This window comes from Angustibacter speluncae (assembly GCF_054777815.1).
Genome location: NZ_BAAHAF010000025.1, coordinates 1 through 18,918 on the forward strand (window position 1 = coordinate 1; position 18,918 = coordinate 18,918).

At 75.0% G+C, this 18,918-nt stretch carries 19 protein-coding genes and 2 pseudogenes; 10 read left to right on the top strand and 11 right to left on the bottom strand.

Annotation, left to right across the window (positions count from 1 at the left end; all coding sequences use genetic code 11):
- Together ACYVKY_RS02650 and ACYVKY_RS02655 are read right to left on the bottom strand one after the other, a co-directional pair.
- Positions 1-552 (bottom strand): annotated as a pseudogene (locus ACYVKY_RS02650) (hypothetical protein); the annotation flags it as partial.
- Positions 549-1,994 carry a dihydrolipoyl dehydrogenase family protein gene (locus ACYVKY_RS02655; protein WP_460433442.1) on the bottom strand — a complete coding sequence of 482 codons (1,446 nt, stop codon included), beginning with the start codon at positions 1,992-1,994 and terminating at the stop codon, positions 549-551. The gene ACYVKY_RS02655 and the pseudogene ACYVKY_RS02650, both read right to left, overlap by 4 nt.
- 94 nt (positions 1,995-2,088) lie before the next feature.
- Between ACYVKY_RS02655 and ACYVKY_RS02660 the strand changes: the two genes are divergently transcribed.
- Both ACYVKY_RS02660 and ACYVKY_RS02665 read left to right on the top strand, forming a co-directional pair.
- On the top strand, positions 2,089-3,192 hold the full coding sequence (locus ACYVKY_RS02660) for an LLM class flavin-dependent oxidoreductase (protein WP_460433443.1): 1,104 nt from the start codon (positions 2,089-2,091) through the stop codon (positions 3,190-3,192).
- Complete coding sequence (locus ACYVKY_RS02665) at positions 3,189-3,806, top strand: FMN reductase (protein WP_460433444.1); 618 nt, start codon at positions 3,189-3,191, stop codon at positions 3,804-3,806. Before ACYVKY_RS02660 ends, ACYVKY_RS02665 begins: the two co-directional genes overlap by 4 nt.
- A gap of 56 nt (positions 3,807-3,862) precedes the next feature.
- Here the strand turns inward: ACYVKY_RS02665 and ACYVKY_RS02670 are convergent, their stop codons facing one another.
- Positions 3,863-4,735 carry a Rossmann-fold NAD(P)-binding domain-containing protein gene (locus ACYVKY_RS02670; RefSeq protein ID WP_460433445.1) on the bottom strand — a complete coding sequence of 291 codons (873 nt, stop codon included), beginning with the start codon at positions 4,733-4,735 and terminating at the stop codon, positions 3,863-3,865.
- 100 nt (positions 4,736-4,835) lie between these two features.
- Here ACYVKY_RS02670 and ACYVKY_RS02675 point away from each other — a divergent pair, with 100 nt between their 5' ends.
- Positions 4,836-5,213 carry a winged helix-turn-helix transcriptional regulator gene (locus ACYVKY_RS02675; RefSeq protein ID WP_460433446.1) on the top strand — a complete coding sequence of 126 codons (378 nt, stop codon included), beginning with the start codon at positions 4,836-4,838 and terminating at the stop codon, positions 5,211-5,213.
- 77 nt (positions 5,214-5,290) lie between these two features.
- Positions 5,291-5,731 (top strand): P-loop NTPase family protein, encoded by a 441-nt coding sequence (locus ACYVKY_RS02680; protein WP_460433447.1) that lies wholly within the window; start codon positions 5,291-5,293, stop codon positions 5,729-5,731.
- 4 nt (positions 5,732-5,735) lie between these two features.
- Here ACYVKY_RS02680 and ACYVKY_RS02685 read toward each other — a convergent pair whose 3' ends face one another.
- From ACYVKY_RS02685 to ACYVKY_RS02700, 4 genes are all read right to left on the bottom strand, one after another.
- A complete protein-coding gene (locus ACYVKY_RS02685) occupies positions 5,736-6,107 on the bottom strand; it encodes a DUF2834 domain-containing protein (protein WP_460433448.1) in 372 nt (123 codons plus the stop codon).
- A 22-nt stretch (positions 6,108-6,129) separates the two neighbouring features.
- Positions 6,130-7,494 carry an HNH endonuclease signature motif containing protein gene (locus ACYVKY_RS02690; RefSeq protein ID WP_460433449.1) on the bottom strand — a complete coding sequence of 455 codons (1,365 nt, stop codon included), beginning with the start codon at positions 7,492-7,494 and terminating at the stop codon, positions 6,130-6,132.
- A gap of 168 nt (positions 7,495-7,662) precedes the next feature.
- Positions 7,663-8,874: a fatty acid desaturase family protein gene (locus ACYVKY_RS02695; RefSeq protein WP_460433486.1), complete on the bottom strand. Its 1,212-nt coding sequence runs from the start codon at positions 8,872-8,874 to the stop codon at positions 7,663-7,665.
- Positions 8,875-8,912: 38 nt separating this feature from the next.
- Positions 8,913-9,941: a ferredoxin reductase gene (locus ACYVKY_RS02700; protein ID WP_460433487.1), complete on the bottom strand. Its 1,029-nt coding sequence runs from the start codon at positions 9,939-9,941 to the stop codon at positions 8,913-8,915.
- Between the two features lie 218 nt (positions 9,942-10,159).
- On the opposite strand from ACYVKY_RS02700, the gene ACYVKY_RS02705 reads away from it, so the two are divergent.
- The 6 genes and pseudogenes from ACYVKY_RS02705 (at position 10,160) to ACYVKY_RS02730 (ending at position 15,500) form a co-directional block, all read left to right on the top strand.
- Positions 10,160-10,924, top strand: a complete 765-nt coding sequence (locus tag ACYVKY_RS02705; protein WP_460433450.1) for a GNAT family N-acetyltransferase — start codon at positions 10,160-10,162, stop codon at positions 10,922-10,924.
- 17 nt (positions 10,925-10,941) lie between these two features.
- Positions 10,942-11,964, top strand: coding sequence for a hypothetical protein (locus ACYVKY_RS02710; RefSeq protein ID WP_460433451.1), 1,023 nt, complete (start codon positions 10,942-10,944; stop codon positions 11,962-11,964).
- A complete protein-coding gene (locus tag ACYVKY_RS02715) occupies positions 11,961-12,686 on the top strand; it encodes a DUF305 domain-containing protein (RefSeq protein WP_460433452.1) in 726 nt (241 codons plus the stop codon). Before ACYVKY_RS02710 ends, ACYVKY_RS02715 begins: the two co-directional genes overlap by 4 nt.
- 52 nt (positions 12,687-12,738) lie before the next feature.
- Positions 12,739-13,965 carry an AI-2E family transporter gene (locus ACYVKY_RS02720; protein WP_460433453.1) on the top strand — a complete coding sequence of 409 codons (1,227 nt, stop codon included), beginning with the start codon at positions 12,739-12,741 and terminating at the stop codon, positions 13,963-13,965.
- Positions 13,966-14,004: 39 nt separating this feature from the next.
- Positions 14,005-14,145 (top strand): annotated as a pseudogene (locus ACYVKY_RS02725) (hypothetical protein); the annotation flags it as partial.
- Positions 14,146-14,231: 86 nt separating this feature from the next.
- Positions 14,232-15,500, top strand: coding sequence for an FAD-dependent oxidoreductase (locus tag ACYVKY_RS02730; RefSeq protein WP_460433454.1), 1,269 nt, complete (start codon positions 14,232-14,234; stop codon positions 15,498-15,500).
- 27 nt (positions 15,501-15,527) lie between these two features.
- Here ACYVKY_RS02730 and ACYVKY_RS02735 read toward each other — a convergent pair whose 3' ends face one another.
- From ACYVKY_RS02735 to ACYVKY_RS02750, 4 genes are all read right to left on the bottom strand, one after another.
- Complete coding sequence (locus tag ACYVKY_RS02735; protein ID WP_460433455.1) at positions 15,528-15,755, bottom strand: DUF6480 family protein; 228 nt, start codon at positions 15,753-15,755, stop codon at positions 15,528-15,530.
- Positions 15,756-15,791: 36 nt separating this feature from the next.
- Positions 15,792-16,862, bottom strand: a complete 1,071-nt coding sequence (locus tag ACYVKY_RS02740) for an acetate/propionate family kinase (RefSeq protein WP_460433456.1) — start codon at positions 16,860-16,862, stop codon at positions 15,792-15,794.
- A gap of 220 nt (positions 16,863-17,082) precedes the next feature.
- A complete protein-coding gene (locus ACYVKY_RS02745) occupies positions 17,083-17,820 on the bottom strand; it encodes an ANTAR domain-containing protein (protein WP_460433457.1) in 738 nt (245 codons plus the stop codon).
- Positions 17,821-18,005: 185 nt separating this feature from the next.
- A complete protein-coding gene (locus ACYVKY_RS02750) occupies positions 18,006-18,890 on the bottom strand; it encodes an ANTAR domain-containing protein (protein WP_460433458.1) in 885 nt (294 codons plus the stop codon).
- Between the last annotated feature and the right edge of the window lie 28 nt (positions 18,891-18,918).

Consider the following 18,918-nt stretch of genomic DNA (forward strand, 5'->3'; position numbering starts at 1 on the left):
GGCGACCAGCACGGCGGCCGCGGCCGCCGTGGCGGTGAGCACGACCCCCGTCGGGCGCTCGGTGAGCAGGGCCAGCAGCACGCCCGCGGGCAGCATCGCCGCGAGCGCCGCCGACGACAGCAGCCCGGCGCCGGCCACCGAGACCGCCGCCTGCACGCCGTCGGCGCCGGCCCGCCGGAACGACCCCACCGTCACCGCGAACGAGGCGGCCGTGCCGGCGGGCAGCGCGCGGCCCAGCCCGTTGCCGACCAGCACGCAGCGCACGACCAGCGCGCGGGGGATCGCGGCGCCGGCGCGCAGCAACCCGGTGCGCACCACCTCGGCGTAGGCGACCAGGCTGGCGGCCTCGAGCACCAGGAGCAGCGCGGGCAGCCACCAGGTGGTGCGGGTGAGCCGCTCGGCGGTGCGCTCGAGCCCGGCCACCTGCGGCAGCAGCAGGTGCACGCCCAGGGCCAGGACCCCGAGCTGGACCGCCAGGCGCAGCGCCCGCCGCCGGTCGAGTCGGGCGCCCCCGTCCGGCGCCGCGCCGGCCCGCTCGGGGACGGCGGTCACAGGCCGTAGGTCTCCAGCAGCCGCAGCCACACCTCGCTGGTCGTCGGGTAGCTCGGCACCGCGTGCCACAGCCGGTCGACCGGGACCTCGCCCACGACGGCGACCGTCGCCGAGTGCAGGAGCTCGGCCACGTCGGGTCCGACGAACGTCGCCCCGACGACGACCCGGCGCTCCTCGTCGACGAGCAGCTGCGCCCACCCGCGGTAGTGGTCGTCGGTGACCGAGGCGCCCGCGACCTGCGCGACGTCGTACTCGACGACACGCAGTCGGGGGTGGTCGCGCTCGGCGCGCTCGCGGGTCGGCCCCACCCACGCCACCTGCGGGTCGGTGAACACGACCTGGGGGACGGCCGCGTGGTCGGCGGTGGCGGCCTCGGCCGACCAGTCGGCGGGCGCCTCGTGCGCACCGAGGTCGCCGCGGTGCCGGGCCAGGATCGCGCTGCCGACGGCGCGGGCCGCGTACTTGCCCTGGTGGGTCAGCGGCGCGCGGCCGGTGACGTCGCCCGCGGCGTAGAGCCAGTCGCTGCCGCGGGCCAGGCCGGAGTCGTCGACCTCGACCGCGCGGCCCGCGGTCACGCCGAACGCCTCGAGGCCGAGGTCGGCGGTGCGGGGCCGGCGCCCGGTGGCGACGAGCAGCCGGTCGGCGCGCACCTCCGCGTCGTCGGCCAGCGTCACCACGACGGCGCCGTCGCCGCCGTCCGCCTCGACGCGCGTCACCTCGGCGCCCAGCCGCAGGTCGACGCCGTCCTCGCGCAGGGCCTCGGCGACCAGCTCGCCGGCGCGCCGCTCGGCGCCGGCGAACACCCGGTCGAGCGCCAGCACGGTCACGCGGCTGCCGAGCCGCGCGTACGCCTGCGCCAGCTCGACCCCGACGACCCCGGCGCCGAGGACGACGAGCGAGGCGGGCACGGCGCCGGCCGACGTCGCCTCGCGGCTGTGCCACGCGTCGACCCCGTCCAGGCCCGGGACGGGAGGCGTCACCGGCTCCGACCCGGTGCACACGACCACGGCCGTGCGGGCCCGCAGCACGCGGTCGCCATCGTCGGCCACGACGGTCACCTCGCGCTCGCCGCTGACCCGGGCGACCCCCCGGACCAGGTCGATACCGGCGCCGTCGACCCACTCGACCTGGCTGGAGTCGTCCCAGCCGTGGGTGAAGGAGGTGCGCCGGTCGAGCACGGCCTGCACGTCGACCTCGCCCGTCACCGCCGCCGACGCGCCCTGGAGCCGCTTCGCGGCCGCGACCGCCTGGGTGGGGTGCAGCAGGGCCTTGCTGGGCATGCAGGCCCAGTAGGAGCACTCCCCGCCCACCAGCTCGGACTCGACCAGCGCGCAGCTGAGCCCGCCCGCGGCCACCCGTCCGGCGACGTTCTCGCCCACGGCTCCGGCGCCCAGCACGATCACGTCGAAGGTCTGCTCGTCCACCTGCTCGTCTGCGCTCACGGGGGGAGTCTGCCGTCCGGAACAACCGGGGGACACCGGTGGTTCACCTCATTGAGAGTTCAACAACCGATCTCCCGATGAGAGAGTGGTCCCCATGCAGTTCGGCGTGTTCTCCGTCAGCGACCTCACCACCGACCCGACGACCGGCCGCACCCCGACCGAGCGCGACCGGATCAAGGCGGTCGTCACGATCGCGAAGAAGGTCGAGGAGGTCGGGCTCGACGTGTTCGCGCTGGGCGAGCACCACAACCCGCCGTTCTTCTCGTCCTCGCCCACCACCACGCTGGCCTCGATCGCCGCGCAGACCGAGCGGATCGTGCTGTCGACCGCGACGACGCTCATCACCACGAACGACCCGGTGAAGATCGCCGAGGACTACGCGATGCTGCAGCACCTCGCCGACGGCCGCGTCGACCTGATGATGGGCCGCGGCAACACCGGCCCGGTGTACCCGTGGTTCGGCCAGGACATCCGGCAGGGCATCAACCTCGCGGTCGAGAACTACGCGCTGCTGCGCCGGCTCTGGGACGAGGAGGTCGTCGACTGGAAGGGCCGGTTCCGGACGCCGCTGCAGGGCTTCACCTCGACCCCGCGACCGCTCGACGGCGTGGCGCCGTTCGTCTGGCACGGCTCGATCCGCAGCCCCGAGATCGCCGAGCAGGCCGCCTTCTACGGCGACGGGTTCTTCCACAACCACATCTTCTGGCCGCCGTCGCACACGCAGCAGATGGTCGAGCTCTACCGGAGGCGCTTCGAGCACTACGGCCACGGCTCCGCCGACCAGGCGGTCGTCGGGCTCGGCGGGCAGGTGTTCATGCGGGCGAACAGCCAGGACGCCGTGCGCGAGTTCCGTCCGTACTTCGACAACGCACCCGTCTACGGCCACGGCCCGTCGCTGGAGGAGTTCACCCGGCAGACGCCGCTCACCGTCGGCAGCCCGCAGCAGGTGATCGAGCGGACGCTCGGCTTCCGCGAGTACGTCGGCGACTACCAGCGCCAGCTCTTCCTGATCGACCACGCCGGGCTGCCGCTGAAGACGGTGCTCGAGCAGCTCGACATCCTCGGTGAGCAGGTCGTGCCGGTGCTGCGTCGCGAGATGGACGCGCTGCGTCCGGCGCACGTGCCCGACGCGCCGACCCACGCCTCGCGCGTTGCGGCGAAGCAGGCGGGCGCCGCGGTGGCGGAGGTGCCGGCGTGACCACCCGCACCCTCGCCGTCGTGACCGCGGGTCTGTCCGTTCCGTCGTCGACCCGGCTGCTCGCCGACCGCCTGAGTGCGGCGACGGTGGACGCGCTGCGCGAGAACGGGATCGACGCGGTCGTCGAGGTCGTCGAGCTGCGCGAGCACGCCCGCGACCTGGCCGACCACCTGCTCACGGGGTTCCCGTCCGAGCGACTCGGCGAGGCGATCGCCACCGTCGAGGGCGCCGACGGCGTGATCGCCGTGTCGCCGGTGTTCTCGGCCTCGTACAGCGGCCTGTTCAAGACCTTCGTCGACGTGCTCGACAGGGACGCGCTCCACGGCGCCCCGGTGCTCGTGGGCGCGACGGCGGGCACCGAGCGCCACTCGCTGGTGCTCGACCACGCGATGCGGCCGCTGTTCTCGTACCTGCGCGCTGTGGTCGTCCCGACCGCGGTGTTCGCGGCCTCCAGCGACTGGGCCGGTGGCGACGAGGCCGAGGCCGCCCTCGGGGCGCGGGTCCGGCGCGCCGGGGCCGAGCTCGCCGCGCTGGTGGCCGGGAACGACCCCCGCGGACGCCGCGGCCCGTTCGCCGACGCCCCGTCGTTCGAGGACCTGCTGCGGGGAAGCTGATCCCGCTGCCACCGAGCGCCGCGTCCCACCTCGGGGACGCGGCGCTCGGTCGCGTCTCAGGCCGCGGCCGGGGCCAGCAGCTGCGCGACGAACTCGCGCGGCGTGGTGGTGGGACGACCGAGCAGCCGGGACAGGTCGCCGGAGTCGGTGCGCAGCTCACCCGCGGCCAGGCCGCGGTCGGAATCGGCGAGCACCTCGGCGTAGGGGCGGTCGAGACCGACCTGCACGAGCAGGTCGGCGTAGGCGTCCTGCGACAGGTCCTGGTAGGTGACCGGACGCCCGGACGCGTCGGCCACGGCGGCAGCGAGCTCCGCGAGCGTGAAGGCGGTGTCGCCGCCGAGCTCGTACGTGCGCGACGTGGTGTCGTCCGAGACCAGCACGGCCGCAGCGGCTCCCGCGTAGTCGGCGCGGGTGGCCGCGCTGACCCGCCCGTCGCCGGCGGCGCCGGCCAGCACCCCGCGCTCCACCGCGCCGGGGATCGACCCGGCCCAGTTCTCGAGGTACCAGGAGTTGCGCAGGAGGACGGCCGGCAGCCCGGACGCCGCGATCGCCTGCTCGGTCGCCAGGTGCTCCTGGGCGAGCAGCAGGCTGCTCGAGTCCGCGTGGACGATGCTGGTGTAGGCGAGCAGCTCGACGCCGGCGTCCTCTGCCGCGTCGATGACCGCCCGGTGCTGCGGCACCCGCTGCCCGGGCGTCGGGGACGACACCAGCAGGACGCGGGCCACGCCCTCGAGCGCCGCGCGCACCGACTCCGTGTCGTCGTAGTCGAGGCGCCGGACGACGACGCCGCGGGCGGCGAGGTCGTCGAGCGCGGTGGTGTCGCGGGCGGTCGCGACGACGTCGCCGGGCGCGACGCCGCGGGCGAGCAGGTCGTCGACGACGAGGCGGCCGAGGTGACCGGACGCGCCGGTCACGAGCAGGGTGGTCATGGGTTCCTCCGACGGTGGGTGGTGCTGTCGTCGGACTGAACCGGGCCGCGGCGCAGGTACTTCCCGTTGGAGAGTACCCACTTTCGAGTAAGGTACTGGCGTGAAGGTGAGTCAGGAGCTGCGGACGGTCTTCCCGGACGGGGTCTTCCCCGCGGCGTGCCCCAGCCGCACGGTGCTCGACCACGTGACGAGCAAGTGGGGCGTGCTGGTGCTGCTGGCGCTGTCCGAGGGCGAGCCGCTGCGCTGGAGCGAGCTGCGCCGTCGCGCCGAGGGCGTCAGCGAGAAGATGCTCGCCCAGACGCTGCGCACCCTGGAGGCCGACGGCCTGCTGCTGCGCGACGCCCGGCCGGTCGTCCCGCCGCACGTGGAGTACTCGCTCACGCCGCTGGGTGCCGAGCTCGCCGAGCGGCTGGTCCCGCTGATGCACTGGATCGCCACGAACGCCGACGAGATCGTCGGCGCGTCGGCGTCGCGCTGAGGGACGGCGTGCGCAGGGTCGCGGTGCTCGGCCCGGGAGGAGCAGGGAAGACCACGTTCTCCCGGCGGCTGGGCGCGGTGACCGGGTTACCCGTCGTGCACCTGGACGAGCAGCACTGGCGGCCGGGCTGGACGCCGACGCCGCGCGAGGACTGGCGCGCCTGGCAGGAGGAGCACCTCGTGGCTGACGGGTGCTGGATCGCGGACGGGAACTACAGCAGCACCATGGACGTGCGTCTGTCGCGGGCGGACACGGTGGTGCTGCTGTTCGCCCCGCGCGGGCGTCGGGTCCGTCGCGTCCTGCGACGCACGCTCGGCTCGCTGGGTCGCCCGGTGCAGGCGCCGGGATGTCCCGAACGACTCGACCCGGCCTTCGTGCGGTGGGTCTGGCGCTACGACCTCGACACCCGGCCGCGGGTGGAGGACGCAGTGCGGCGGCTGGCGGCCGCGGCGGACGTGCACCGTCTGACCTCCGATGCCGAGGTCGGGGTCTTCCTGCGGCGAGCCGCGCGGTCCTGACCCGTCAGGGCACGACGCGGGCAACCTCGCGCCGGCCACGCTCGAGCGCGCGTTCGCGGACGAGCAGGAACAGCGGGATCGCGAACGATGCCGCCACGACTGCGCACAGCACGAGGTAGACCCACGGACGACGGATGCCCAGCCGCCTCGACTCGGTGAGCACGAGGACGACGCAAGCGGTCGCGAGCACCACCAGGTCGAGCGACAGCGACAGCCCCGCCGGGCTCGAGGTCGCGTCGCGGACGAAGTCGAGAGCGCTGCCGTCGTGCTGCAGGTTGAAGGGCATGGTCAACGCGACGCCGGCGACGGCGAGAGCGCCGTAGAGGCACTGGCGCGCGACCGACCCGGGGTCGGGCAGGAGCGGGGTGGAGGTCACGGCCCACGGTCGCACGAGCGGGTCAGGGCGGGTCGGGTGCGGGCACGCGCCAGCGGCGTCCGGTGGCGCGGGCCTCGTTCACGTCGTCGTGGAAGGTGTTGCGCAGCAGCGTGTCCAGTGGGTGGCCGTGGTGGGCGGGTGGTCGGAAAGCGGGTCTTCCGGCGTGCACGTGCATCGTCCAGCCGCGGTGGTCGTCGGGTTGAGTGTGGATCTGGGTGTGGTGGCGGGAGCAGAGCAGCGCCAGGTTGTCGATCGTGGTGGGGCCGCCCCTGGACCACCAGATGACGTGGTGGGCCTCGCAGAGCGCCGGTGGTGCGGTGCAGCCGGGCCAGACGCAGCCACGGTCGCGCGCAGCCAGGGCGGCGCGCTGACTGCCGGTGGCGAGCCGTCCGAGCGAGGTCATCGCGATGACGCGTCCACCCTGGGTCTCGACCCGATCCAGGATCGCGTCGCACACCAGCCGGGCCAGCGTGCCCTGCGAGACCGACCGTCCGGTGGCGGTGGTGGCGGTCTGTTCGCTGGTGTCGACATGCACCACGACCCGCGGCACGCCCACGCGGAGGCCCTTCTGCTGGTCCGGCAGCCCGAACCACGCTGCAGCAGCCTGCGCCATCACGACGATCCCGTCGGCGCGGCGCTGGCCCCGGGTGCGGACGTCGACCACGCCGCTGTCACGGAGGTCGTGCCGATCCGCCTCGGCGATCGCGTCCAGCGTCGCGGTGAACGTCAGCCCACCGGCGGCGTCGAGCTGGCCGGACAGCAGTACCATCCCGGTCGAGTCCGTCGTGACCGCGACGTGGCGGCGTTCGTGGGCGTGCTCGTCGAACCGGTCGCTGCCGTCGGGCAGCAGCGCGTCGAGCAGGTGATGCGCCAGCTTGTCCGCGGTCTGCGGGTCCCACCCGGTGGCGCGCTCGGTGAGCTCGGCGTCGACCTCGGCGCGCCTCTCCCGCAGCACCTTCCGAGGGATGCGGTCGAGGCAGCGGCGGGCCACGTCGACGTGCTCGCGCGTCACCTGCCCTGCCGCCCACGCCTGGCCGAGGGCGCGCAGGTCACCGGTTGCGGGGCACGTGATGCCCGCGTTCTCCAGGTCGGCCTTCGCACGTCCACCGGAGACCCGGCACCGGTCGGTCAGCACCGCCTTCGTCACCGCACCTCGCCGGCCGCGGGCGTCGGGCGCCTCCCGCGACACCGACTCGCGCAGCAGCCTCGACTTCTGCGCGGCCAGCCGCGCCTCCTGCGCCGTCACCTCGACGATCGCCCCGTGCAGCTCGGCGTCGGTCAGCTGCCACACGGGCGCGGCAGCGAGGTCGTCGAGGCCGGTGGTGACGGCCGCGAGCGCGCCCGTCGCACCACCCGGATCCGCCCCACCCACGGCTCCCACCGACATGCCTCAACCCTAGAGGCGACCACTGACAGTCCCTCTGCCACAACCGATGTCGTTGCTCGATCTGCAGCGTCGAGCGAGGCGAACCCGCACTTCACGAGGCTCGCACGCCACGTTGGGTAGGTGATCGCCAACTGAACGTGGTGAACGAACGACCGAGGGGCGAGCGAGTCAGGCGGTACGGGCGCGACGACCCAGGCGCCGCCGGAAGGCCTTGCCGACGCCCCGGGCGACGTTGCGCGCCGCCCACGCAGGCGCCTCCTTGGGCGAGACGTCGTTGGGCAGCGACAGCGTCACGACCTGCTTCCACGCCGAGTAGACCTGCTGCGGCAGCGTCCCGGTGACGTAGGTGAGCTCGTAGCGCTCGAAGATCTCCTGGATGCGCGGCGCGATCCGGCCGTACCGGTTGCTCGGCATGTCCGGGAACAGGTGGTGCTCGACCTGGTGCGACAGGTTGCCGGTCATCAGGTGCATCGCCCTGCTGCCGCGGATGTTGGCGGAGCCGAGCATCTGCCGCAGGTACCACTCGCCGCGGGTCTCGCCCTCGATCGAGGCCTTCGCGAAGGTCTCGACGCCCTCGGGGAAGTGGCCGCACATGATCACCGAGTGGGTCCACACGTTGCGGACGAGGTTCGCGACGACGTTGGCACCGAGGGTGTGGAAGAACGACGGACCGGACAGGACCGGGTGCACCACGTAGTCCTTGGTCATCTGCCGGCCGATCTTGTGCAGCACCTTCCTCGCGTTGGCGCGCATCGTCGGGTCGTCCATCGTCCTGCGGGCCATGTGCTTGCCGAGCTCGAGGTCGTAGGCGGCGATGCCGTACTCGAAGACGCACATGTTCATGAAGTTCCACAGCGGCTGCAGCAGGTACGCCGGGTACCAGCGCTGGTCCTCGTCGACGCGCATGATGCCGTAGCCGAGGTCGTTGTCGCGGCCGATCACGTTGGTGAAGGTGTGGTGCAGCTCGTTGTGGCTGTGCTTCCACAGCTCGGCGGGGGAGGCGTTGTCCCACTCCCACGCCTGCGAGTGGATCTTGGGATCGCGCATCCAGTCCCACTGGCCGTGCATGACGTTGTGGCCGATCTCCATGTTCTCGAGGATCTTCGCCACGGACAGGCCGACCGTACCGACGACCCAGGCCGGCGGGAACAGCGAGAACAGCAGCACCGCGCGCGAGCCGAGCTCGAGCCCGCGCTGCCAGCGGATGACGGCGCGGATGTAGTCGGCGTCGTCCTGGCAGCGCGAGTCCATGACCTCCTGGCGCAGCGCGTCGAGCTCACGGCCGAGCTGCTCGACCTGCGCGGCGGACAGGTGCGCGGTGGGGTCGGGCTTGCCCGATCGCTTCGGGACGTGCCGGCGCTCGGTGGTCGTGGTGGCCAGGCGGGAGTTCAGGGTGGGGGCGCTCACGGTCGGTCTCCTCAGAGGTCGATGTCGCAGGGGCCGGCCGCGGCCGACACGCAGGTCTGGATGCGGATGCCGTCCTCGGGCACCGCGGTGGTGAGGTCGCCGGTGCGCAGGTCGCGCACCGCGCCCTGGCGCAGCGGGACGACGCAGCCGAAGCAGATGCCCATCCGGCAGCCGGACGGCATCAGCACGCCCGCCTCCTCGCCGGCGTCGAGCAGGGTGGTGGCGCCGTCGGCCTCGACCGTGGTGCCGCTGCGGGCGAAGGTGACGGTGCCGCCCTCGGCCTCGTTCACCACGACCGGGCGGAACCGCTCGGTGTGCAGCCGCTCGGTGAGACCGGCTGCGGCCCAGTACTCCTCGACGGCGTCCAGCAGGCCGGTCGGCCCGCACGCCCAGGTCTCGCGCTCGCGCCAGTCGGGGACGATCCCGTCGAGCTCGGCCGGGACGAGCACGCCCTCGGTGTCGGTGTGCCGCTCGACCAGCCGCAGCCGCCCGTCCGCGGCGAGCGCGCGCAGCTCGGCCCCGTGGGCGACGTCGGCGGGCGTGGGGGCAGAGTGCACGAGCACGACGTCGTCGAGCTCGTCCAGATGGCTGCGCAGCATGCCGAGCACGGGCGTCAGGCCCGACCCGGCGGTGACGAACAGCGCCGGACCGCGGTGCCGGCCGAGGACGAAGTCGCCGGTGGCCTGGTCGAGGTGCACCAGCGTGCCGGGCCGCAGGTCGCGGACGAGGTGGTTGCTCACCCGTCCGTCCGGGATCGCCTTGACCGTGATGCCGAGCAGCCCGTCGGGGGCGGACGGGACGGACGTCAGCGAGTACGCCCGCCAGTGGCGGACGCCGTCGACGTCGACGCCCACCCGCACGTACTGCCCGGCGACGTGACCGCGCCACGAGCGCCCGGGCCGGATGACGACGGTCGCGCTGTCGCGGGTCTCGGCCCGCACGGCGACGACGCGGCCGCGCAGGTCGGCGCTGGCGCGCAGGGGCGCGACCAGGTCGAGGTAGTCGGCGGGCACCAGCGGGGAGGCCACGGCCTCGGCCACGCGGGCGAGGAGCCCGGCGGCGGGGGCGAGGGCGCGTCCGGTGCGGGACGACCGGGAGAGGAGCAACGTCACTACGCAACCGTAACCTACGATCAAGTAAGTTACGACTCCGTAGCCCAGGCGTGGCGCGGCTCACAGCGCGTGACCCGGCACGAGCCGTGCAGCCGGACGCGTGTCCCGGACCGGGGCGACCGGTTCGTCCACCTATGCTCGAGGACGTGACGGCGAGCGACGCGCACCCGGTCCACGACGGGCTGACCCTGCGCGAGACCCGGGACGGCGACGTGCCGGCCGTCGTGGCGCTGCACCTGGCGCACCTGCCCCACGGGCTGTTCCCCCGCCTGGGTCGCGGCTTCATGGCGCGCTGGCACCGCACGTTCCTCGGCGCCCGGCACGGCGTGTCCCTGGTCGTCGTCGACGGCGACGAGCGGGTCGTCGGCTTCCTGGCCGGCGCGACCGCCCAGCGCACGCACGTGCGCACCGTGCTGGCCGAGCAGAAGCTGTCGCTGGCGCTGGCCGGGATCCGCGCCCTGGCCGTGCGTCCGGGCGTGGCCCTGCACTTCGTGCGCACCCGCGCCCGCTCGTACCTGCGTCGCCTGCTCGGCGTCCAGCGCGTCGCGGCCGCGCCCGCCCCGGCTGCCACCGCACCGGCCACCGCACCGGCCACCGCACCGGCCACCGCCGACGCCGACGTGGCCGTCGTGACCGCGCTCGTCGTCGACCCCGCCGCGCGCGGCCGCGGCGTCGGCGCCCGGCTGGTCGGGCGCTTCGTCGACCTGTCCGCCGCCGGCCCGGCAGACCGGGCCGAGCTCATCACCCTCGACGGCGGGGACGGCGCGCGCGAGTTCTACGAGGGCCTCGGCTGGACGCTGGCGGGGACCCGGGCGAACCGGGACGGCCAGGCGTGCCTCAGGATGGAGCTGACGCTCCCGGTCACGGCGACGGTGGGGGAGGCAGTCCGGCCGTCCGGCCGGCACGCGTGAGGGGTGAGGTCCGGGTGGTGACGCGACGGGTGGTGCTCGGCGCCGCCGTGGCCGCCGCCCTCGCCGGCTGCGCGGGCGACCCGTCCGCACCCCCCACCAGCACCCCGCCGGGCACCGGCGGCACCGACCCGACCACCCCGGACGCGGGGCCCACCACGACCGCGCCCACGCCGACGGCGTCCTCGACCCTTCCCCCCGTCGCCGCCTGGACCCCGGGTGCCGAGGAGCCGTTCCCCCAGCTCAAGCAGGCCGCGACCACGTTCCTCGAGCGCGCCGGCACCTGGGACGCCTCCGGCCAGGGCACGCCCGAGGCCGTCGCGGCCCGCCTCGTCAGCGCGGGCGTGCGGGCCGACGTCGCGGCCACGGCGGCCGTGCTGGCCGCGCCGGACGCCGAGGGCTCGACGCTGCGCATCGGCTACCCCCAGAGCGGCGGCCAGACGCCCACCGACGCGAGCGTGATGACCTCGTTCACCCAGACCCTCCAGCGGGCCGGGACGGTCGAGGAGCGCGAGCTCACCCTCGACGTGCGGGTGCAGGGCGGCGGGGCCGCCTGGGGGGCGATCGGCATCGTGCCGCTCACGCCGCTCGCGGGGCCCGGGACGCTCGGGCCGAACGCCACCGCCGTGCTCGAGAACCCGCGCATCCGGCTGCCCGGGGCGGCCGAGGCCGACCTGCGCACCGGCGCCCTCGACGAGACGATGCTCGGCATCCTGAACGGGCTCGGGCAGCGGTACGAGCTCGACGTCGCGGTCTTCTACGACGGGCACCCGCCGCACGTGTTCGCCACCGACCGGGTGTCGAACCACCACGTCGGGCGGGCCGTCGACATCTGGGCGGTCGACGGGCGCAGCGTGGCCTCGCTCCGCGGCGACACCGCGTTCCTCGACCCCGTCCTCGTGCTGGCGGCCCAGCTCGGCGCGACCGAGATCGGCAGCCCGTACGACCGCAACGGCCCGAAGGGCGGCTACTTCACCGACGACGCCCACCAGGACCACCTGCACGTGGGCGTCAGCGCCGGACGAGCGGCGGTCGTGCCGTGACCGCGACGACCCCGGACCCGGTGCCCGCCGCCGAGCCGTTGCCAGCCGCTGAGCCGGTGCCCGCACCCCAGCGCCGCTGGCGGCTGGCGACCGCCGTCCTCGGCGCCCTGCTCGTCCTCGCGCTGGTGGCGCTCGCCGTCGTCGCGCTGCCGGGCCCCCGCCCGGGCGAGCGCTCGCCCGAGGTCGGCTTCTCGCGCGACATGATCGTGCACCACGAGCAGGCGACGACGATGGCGTTCCAGGTCATGGACGCCAGCGACGACCCCGACATCCACACCCTCGGCGTCGACCTGATCAAGAGCCAGGCCGAGCAGCAGGGCATGTTCCTGGCGTGGCTCCAGACCAACGACGTCCCCAGCACGTCCGCCGTCCCGCTGATGTCGTGGATGCACGAGACGGGCGGTGACCACCACTCGCAGATGGAGCCGCCTCCGACGACCGGCACGCTCGCCGAGCAGAACGCGGCGGCGATGGCGTCGATGGGCATGGCGAGCGAGGACGAGCTGCTCGAGCTCGGCACCCTCGAGGGCCGTGACGCCGAGGTGCTGTTCCTGCAGCTGATGATCCGCCACCACGAGGGCGGCGTGCTGATGGCCGAGGACTTCGTGGCGGTGTCCGAGGACCCCGCGCTGCGGCCGATCGCCGACGCCGTGATCACGAGCCAGAACCGCGAGCTGCGCATCATGACCACCCTGCTGCGCGAGCGCGGCGTCGAGCCCTGAGCCACCGGCCGGTCGTCGCGCCCGCACGGGGCGCGCGTGCCAGGCTCGCCGCATGACACGCCGACGCGGCCGCACCGCCACCGACGGGGACGACGGGGCGACCACGACCACCGCGCCCGCCGCCCCGCTCCCGCCCGACACCCGCGCCGGCACCCGCGCCGACGGCTCGTCCGGCGACCGGGGGCGCAGTGAGCTGTGGCGGGACGCCTGGGGGCGCACCGCCACCCGCAGCGCGCAGACGCTCCTCGTCCTGGCCATGGTCGTGGTCGTCGTCTGGGCGGGCGTGCAGCTGCGGCTGCTGGTGGTGCCGCTGCTGCTGGCGATCCTGATCGCCGCGGCGGCCAGCCCGCTGGTGCGCCTGCTGACCCGGTGGGTACCTCGCATGCTCGCGGTCTGGATCACCCTGCTCGCCTTCTTCCTCGTCCTCGGCGGGATCGTCTTCGGCGTCGGCACCGCGGTCCGCGCGCAGTGGCCGGAGCTGGTCGAGGGCGCCACCGGCGGCCTCGAGGAGCTGCAGCGCTTCCTCGCCGAGGGGCCGCTCGGCATCGACCAGGAGCAGATCGACTCCGCGGTCGCGCAGCTGGGCGACGTGGCGTCCGGGGCGCAGGTGCAGGCCGGGGCGATCACCGGCGCCACGCTCGTGGTCGAGGTGCTCGCCGGCCTGTTCCTCGGCATCGTGCTGCTGTTCTTCCTGCTCAAGGACGGCGCGCGGATCTGGGCGTTCGCCCGGTCCTTCCTGCCCGCCCGCCACGGCGAGCGGTACGACCGGGTCGCGGACCGGGCGGTCGAGGTGCTCGGCGGCTACGTGCGCGGCACGGCGATCATCGCGTTCGTCGACGCGGCCGTGATCGGCATCGCGCTGGTCGTGCTCGGGGTGCCGCTCGCGCTGCCGCTGGCCGTCGTGGTGTTCGTCGGCGCGTTCGTGCCGCTGGTGGGGGCGACCGTCGCCGGTGCGCTCGCGGCCCTCATCGCCCTGGTGAGCGACGGCCCCGTCACCGCGCTCATCGTCGTCGGCGTGGTGATCGCGGTGAACCAGCTGGAGGGCGACCTGCTCGCGCCGGTCGTGCTGGGCCGCAGCCTCAGCCTGCACCCGCTCGCGGTGCTGCTCGCCCTCACCGCCGGCACCATCGTCGCCGGCATCGTCGGCGCCATCCTGTCGGTGCCGTTCGCCGCCGTGGCGTGGGCCGCGGTCGAGACGTGGCGCTCGCCCGGCGGTGCCGAGCAGCCTGCGTCCGGACGCAAGCAGCGCACGGGACGCACGGCCGCGCGCACCGGCTGAGCGCCGCATGCGCGCCGGGCACCGGGGTAGGGCGCGCCCATGACGTCGCTCTGGCACGACCAGGGGCCGGTGCCGGCCGACGACCCGCTCGGCCCTTCGCACGACGTGGTGGTCGTCGGCGCCGGGCTGACCGGCCTCACCACGGCGCTGCTGCTCGCCCGCGGGGGCTGCTCGGTCGCGGTCGTGGAGGCGCGCGGCGTCGGCGCGGTCACCACCGGCGGGTCGACCGCCAAGGTGACCGTGCTGCAGGCACCCGGCTGTCGACGGTGCTGCGCCACCACTCCCGCACCGTCGCCGCGGCGTACGTCGACGCGAACACCGAGGGTCTGGCCTGGCTCCGGCGGTTCTGCGAGACGCACGGGGTCGACCACCAGGACCGGCCTGCGGCCACCTACGCGGCCGACCGCGGCAGCGGCCTGCGGCAGACGGCGCACGAGCACGAGGTGGCGCTGTCCCTCGGGCTGCCGGTGCGGTGGGAGGACGACCTCGACGTCCCGTTCCCGACCGCCGGCGCGACGGTGCTCGACGGCCAGCTGCAGGTGCACCCCGTCGAGCTGCTCGCCGCGCTCGCGTCCGAGCTGCGTCGGCACGGCGGGACGGTCTCCGCCGGTCGCCGCGTGACCGGGGTGTCGACGGGCGGCAGCTGCCGGGTCCGGCTCGACGATGGCACCGAGCTCGCGGCCGGCACCGTGGTGCTGGCCACCGGCGTGCCGGTGCTCGACCGCGGGCTGTACTTCGCCAAGCTCGAGGGACAGCGGTCCTACGTCGTGGCGTTCGACGTCCCGGCACCGCCGCGCGCGATGCTGCTCGGGGTCGGCGACCCGTACCGCTCGCTGCGCGACCTGCCCGGTGCGGACGGCGACCGGCTGCTCGTCGGCGGCGAGGGACACGTCGTCGGCCGGACCGGCTCGGCCGCAGCAGGTCCCGCCCGGCTGGTGGAGTGGACCCGGCGCTGGTTCCCCGAGGCCGTGCCCGTGCGCACGTGGTCGGCGCAGGACTACTCGGCGGAGGACGGCGTGCCGACGGTGGGCGCGCTGCCGCGCAGCGGTGGTCGCGTGCTGGTCGCCACCGGCTACGGCAAGTGGGGCATGGCGAACGGGGTCGCCGCGGCGCTCGAGCTCGCCGCCGGCGTCCTGGGTGGCGACCGGCCGTCCTGGGCGGAACCGCGTGCGCACCGCCTCACGCTGCCGCACACCGCCGCCCAGGTCGGGCTGCTCAACGCCAAGGTCGGGCTGCAGGTCGCGCAGGGCGCCGCCAGGGTGGCGCGCCGGGTGCTGCCCGCCGACGTCGACGAGGGGCAGGGCGTGGTGGGCCGGCTCGGTGCCGTGCCGGCAGCGCGCTCGACGGTCGACGGCCGCAGCTGCACCGTGTCGGCGCTGTGCACCCACCTCGGCGGCGTGCTGCGCTGGAACGACCAGGAGCGCTCCTGGGACTGCCCGCTGCACGCCTCCCGGTTCGCGCCGGACGGCGCGGTGCTCGAGGGGCCGGCGACCTCGCCGCTGCGCCGGCTCGACGAGGCGGCGGCGGACGGCTGACGCCAGGCGGTCGGACCGGACCGGCGGTCAGCCCATCAGCCGGCCGACGAAGAACAGCGCGATGACCACCACCACCAGCACCACGGCGCCGATGACGAGCGCCGGTGCCGCGAACGTCCGCCGGCCGGGACCCGGTGAGGCACCGCCGGTCTCACCCGTCCCGGAGTCGGGCGGCGTCTCGCCCGGCGGCACGCCGCCACCAGGCTCCAGGCCGGTGGAGTCGGACGGGTCCGGGTCCGGCGGGGTGGAGGTCATGACTCCACCCTGCGCCCGCTGCGGCCGACGTGCACGTCAGGACCGCCCGACCACCGCGACGGTGCCGGCGGCGATCTCGAGCTCCTCGCGCGCCGCCAGCACGAGGGTGCGGGCACGGGCCCACGGCGCGCTGACGTCGACGTCCGGCACGACGCCGTCGTCGATCGACCGGTCCATGCCCACGCCGAGGTGGGGGAGGCGCTCGACGAGCCCGTGCAGGAAGTGCGAGGAGCGCTGGGCGACACCGCCGGTGAGCACCAGCACGTCGAGCCCGCGCAGCGAGGTCGTCATCGCGGCGACGGCCGCGGCGACGCTGCGCAGCTGCACGTCGAGCGCGAGCGCGGCCTGCTCGTCGGGCAGGCGCCCCTCGAGCTCGCGGTGGTCACCGGTCCCCGCGAGGCCGGTGAGACCGCCTGCGCGGTCCAGCCCCTCGTGCACCTCGCGGCTCGACAACCCGCCGTGCTCGAGCAGCCACAGCAGCAGGCCGGGGTCGACGCTGCCCGAGCGGGTCGCCATCACGACCCCCTCCATCGGCGTGAACCCCATGGTGGTGTCGACGGAGCGGCCGTCGAGCACGGCGCAGACCGACGCGCCGGACCCGACGTGCGCCACCACCACGCGGCGGGCGTCCGGCACCATCTCCAGCGCCCGTCGCGACGCGTACGCGAACGACAGGCCGTGCGCGCCGAACCGTCTGAGCCCGAACCGCTCCCGCCACTCGCGCGGCACGGCGTAGGTCGCCGCCGCGGCAGGCAGGTCGCGGTGGAAGGCGGTGTCGAAGCACGCGACCGCGGGGACGCCCGGCAGCGCCCGACCGGCGGCCTCGACCCCGCGCAGCGCAGCCGGCTGGTGCAGCGGCGCCAGCGGCACGAGGTGCTCCAGCGCGGTGACCAGGGCGTGCGTGACGGGTTCGGGCTCGACGTGCTCGGCGCCCCCGTGCACGAACCGGTGGCCGACGGCGTCGACCCCGCCGACCTGGTCGGCCAGCGAGGCGATCTCGTCGGTGCCGGCGTCCAGGGAGCCGTCGCCGGCGGCCAGCACCTCGCCGTCCGCGACGACGTGCAGCTTCAGGCTGCTCGAGCCCGCGTTGACCGTCAGGACCCGCATCGTCGCCCCCGTCCCACCCCGGTCACCCGGTCCACCGCCAGCCGGTGACCTCGCGCAGGTAGATGAGGGGCTTCACCAGGTCGGTCCACGACGCGCGCAGCTCGAAGACGGTGTCCTCCGGTGAGAGTCGCTGCTGCGCGTAGCGGCCCTACCCGGGCCCGGCCGGGTCATGCGCGGGTCGTGCGGGGGTCGTGCGGGGGTCGTGCGGGGTGCGCGCGGCTCAGCCGGACGTGCCCTCGGGGCCCTCGACCGGCGTGGTCTCGTCCGGCAGCGACCGGGTGGCGACGAGGTGCTCGGCGACGTCGCGCAGCTTGGTGTTGCCCGAGCGGCTGTACCGCACCAGCACCTCGAACGCGCGCTCGGCGTCGATGCCGTGCCGCTCCATCAGCACGCCCTTGGCCTGGCCGATCACGTCACGGCTGACCAGGGCGAGCTCGAGCTGGCGCACCTGCGCCGAGGCCGACGCGGCGGCCGACAGGTGCGCGACGACCAGGGCCACCGCCTCGGCCGACCGCTCGGTCAGCGCGCCGGCGGTCGCACCCAGCACCCCGACCCGTCCGACCGCGCGCCCCTTGACGCACACGGGCGCGTAGACGGTCGCGTGCACCCCCAGCTCGCGGGCGCGCGCCGCGAACCGGGGCCAGCGCGTGTCGGCCTGCGCGAGGTCGTCGACGGCGAGCGGCGCCTCGCCGGCGAGGACGTCGACGGCGGGACCCTGCGCGAGCTCGGTCTGCACCTGGTCGACGGTCGTCGCGAGGGGGTCGCCGTACCGGGTCCAGCCGTCGTCGTGCCGGAGCGCCACCGAGGTGTGGGCCGCACCCGGGACCGCCTGCAGCAGCAGGGCGACCGAGGTGGCGACGAGGCCGTCGAGGGACCCCACCGCGTCGGTCGGCCCGCCCGGGCGGCCGCCGTCCGCCTGCCGAGCGTCGATGACGCCGTCGACCACGAAGCCCTCCACCAGAGTCGTTCCCGGGTCGAGGACCTCGGGGCGGGTACCGGACCCGCGACAACGACCGCCGGGCTTCTCGAGCGGACGCGCGGACGGCACCGGACGAACAGGTCCGGTACCGACGACCGAGAACCTACCGGACGACGCCGACACGCACCCACCTGACCTGACGGTGGGTGCGGCGTGTCGCCGCGTCAGCGACCGCGCGGGGCGGGGGCGGGCAGCGCCCCGGTGCGGGTGACCTCGTCGGCGATGTCGCGCAGCTTGCGGTTCAGGGTGCGGCTGGCCTGCACCAGCTGCGCGAAGGCGGCGTCGGACGTCAGCCGCCCGTGCGCCATCAGGATGCCGACGGCGGAACCGATCTGGCGCGAGCTCTCGAGCGCCTGCTGCAGGTGCGCGACCTCCTCGGCGTTGAGGTGCGCCTCGACGGCGAGGCCGACGAACGGCGCGAACAGCGCGGCGACGGCGAGGTCGTCGGAGCCGAACGCGCCGGGCCGGTCGGCGTAGAAGTTCAGCGCGGCCCGCCGCTCGCCGTCCTCGAGCTGGACGCGGACGGCCAGGATGCTGCGCACGCCGATCTCGTCGGCGCACCGCGGGCCGAACACGGGGTAGCGCGAGTCGGTGGCCACGTCGTCGACCACCACCACGTCGTCCTCGGCGGCGGCGTCGATGCACGGCCCCTCGCGCAGCGAGTGCTGCAGCGCGTCGACCTCCGTGCCCACGTCGCCCACGGCCACCACGCTGGTCGGGCGGCGGCCCGCGCGCAGGAGGGTGATGCCGCTCCAGCCCGCCGACGGCACCGCCCGCGCCGCGAAGCCGAGCACGCGCCGGGCGTCGAGCCGGTCGGTGGTCGCGCTGTCGACGAGCACCTGCACCAGTCGGCGGGCCGCCTCGACGACCTCGCCCTCCTGGTTCGCACGCCCGTCCTGGAAGGTCGCGCCGTCCTCCGACGCGGTGCCGTCCAGGTACGCGGCACCGTCCTGCTGCGACCACGTCGCGGACCCACCGCCGTCGGTCGTCGTCCACCGACGGAGACCCTCCAGGGGAGCCCGACCGTCCCGGGTGCTCTCCTCGACCACGCCGTTCCTCCTCGTGCTGCGGCGCGCG

What these genes read in the sequence shown, in the direction of transcription:
- ACYVKY_RS02660 (WP_460433443.1), top strand. Translation starts at nt 2,089, where the DNA reads ATGCAGTTCGGCGTGTTCTCCGTCAGCGACCTCACCACCGACCCGACG.
- ACYVKY_RS02670 (WP_460433445.1), bottom strand. Translation starts at nt 4,735, where the DNA reads ATGACCACCCTGCTCGTGACCGGCGCGTCCGGTCACCTCGGCCGCCTC.
- ACYVKY_RS02690 (WP_460433449.1), bottom strand. Translation starts at nt 7,494, where the DNA reads ATGTCGGTGGGAGCCGTGGGTGGGGCGGATCCGGGTGGTGCGACGGGC.
- ACYVKY_RS02720 (WP_460433453.1), top strand. Translation starts at nt 12,739, where the DNA reads ATGACACGCCGACGCGGCCGCACCGCCACCGACGGGGACGACGGGGCG.
- ACYVKY_RS02735 (WP_460433455.1), bottom strand. Translation starts at nt 15,755, where the DNA reads ATGACCTCCACCCCGCCGGACCCGGACCCGTCCGACTCCACCGGCCTG.
- ACYVKY_RS02740 (WP_460433456.1), bottom strand. Translation starts at nt 16,862, where the DNA reads ATGCGGGTCCTGACGGTCAACGCGGGCTCGAGCAGCCTGAAGCTGCAC.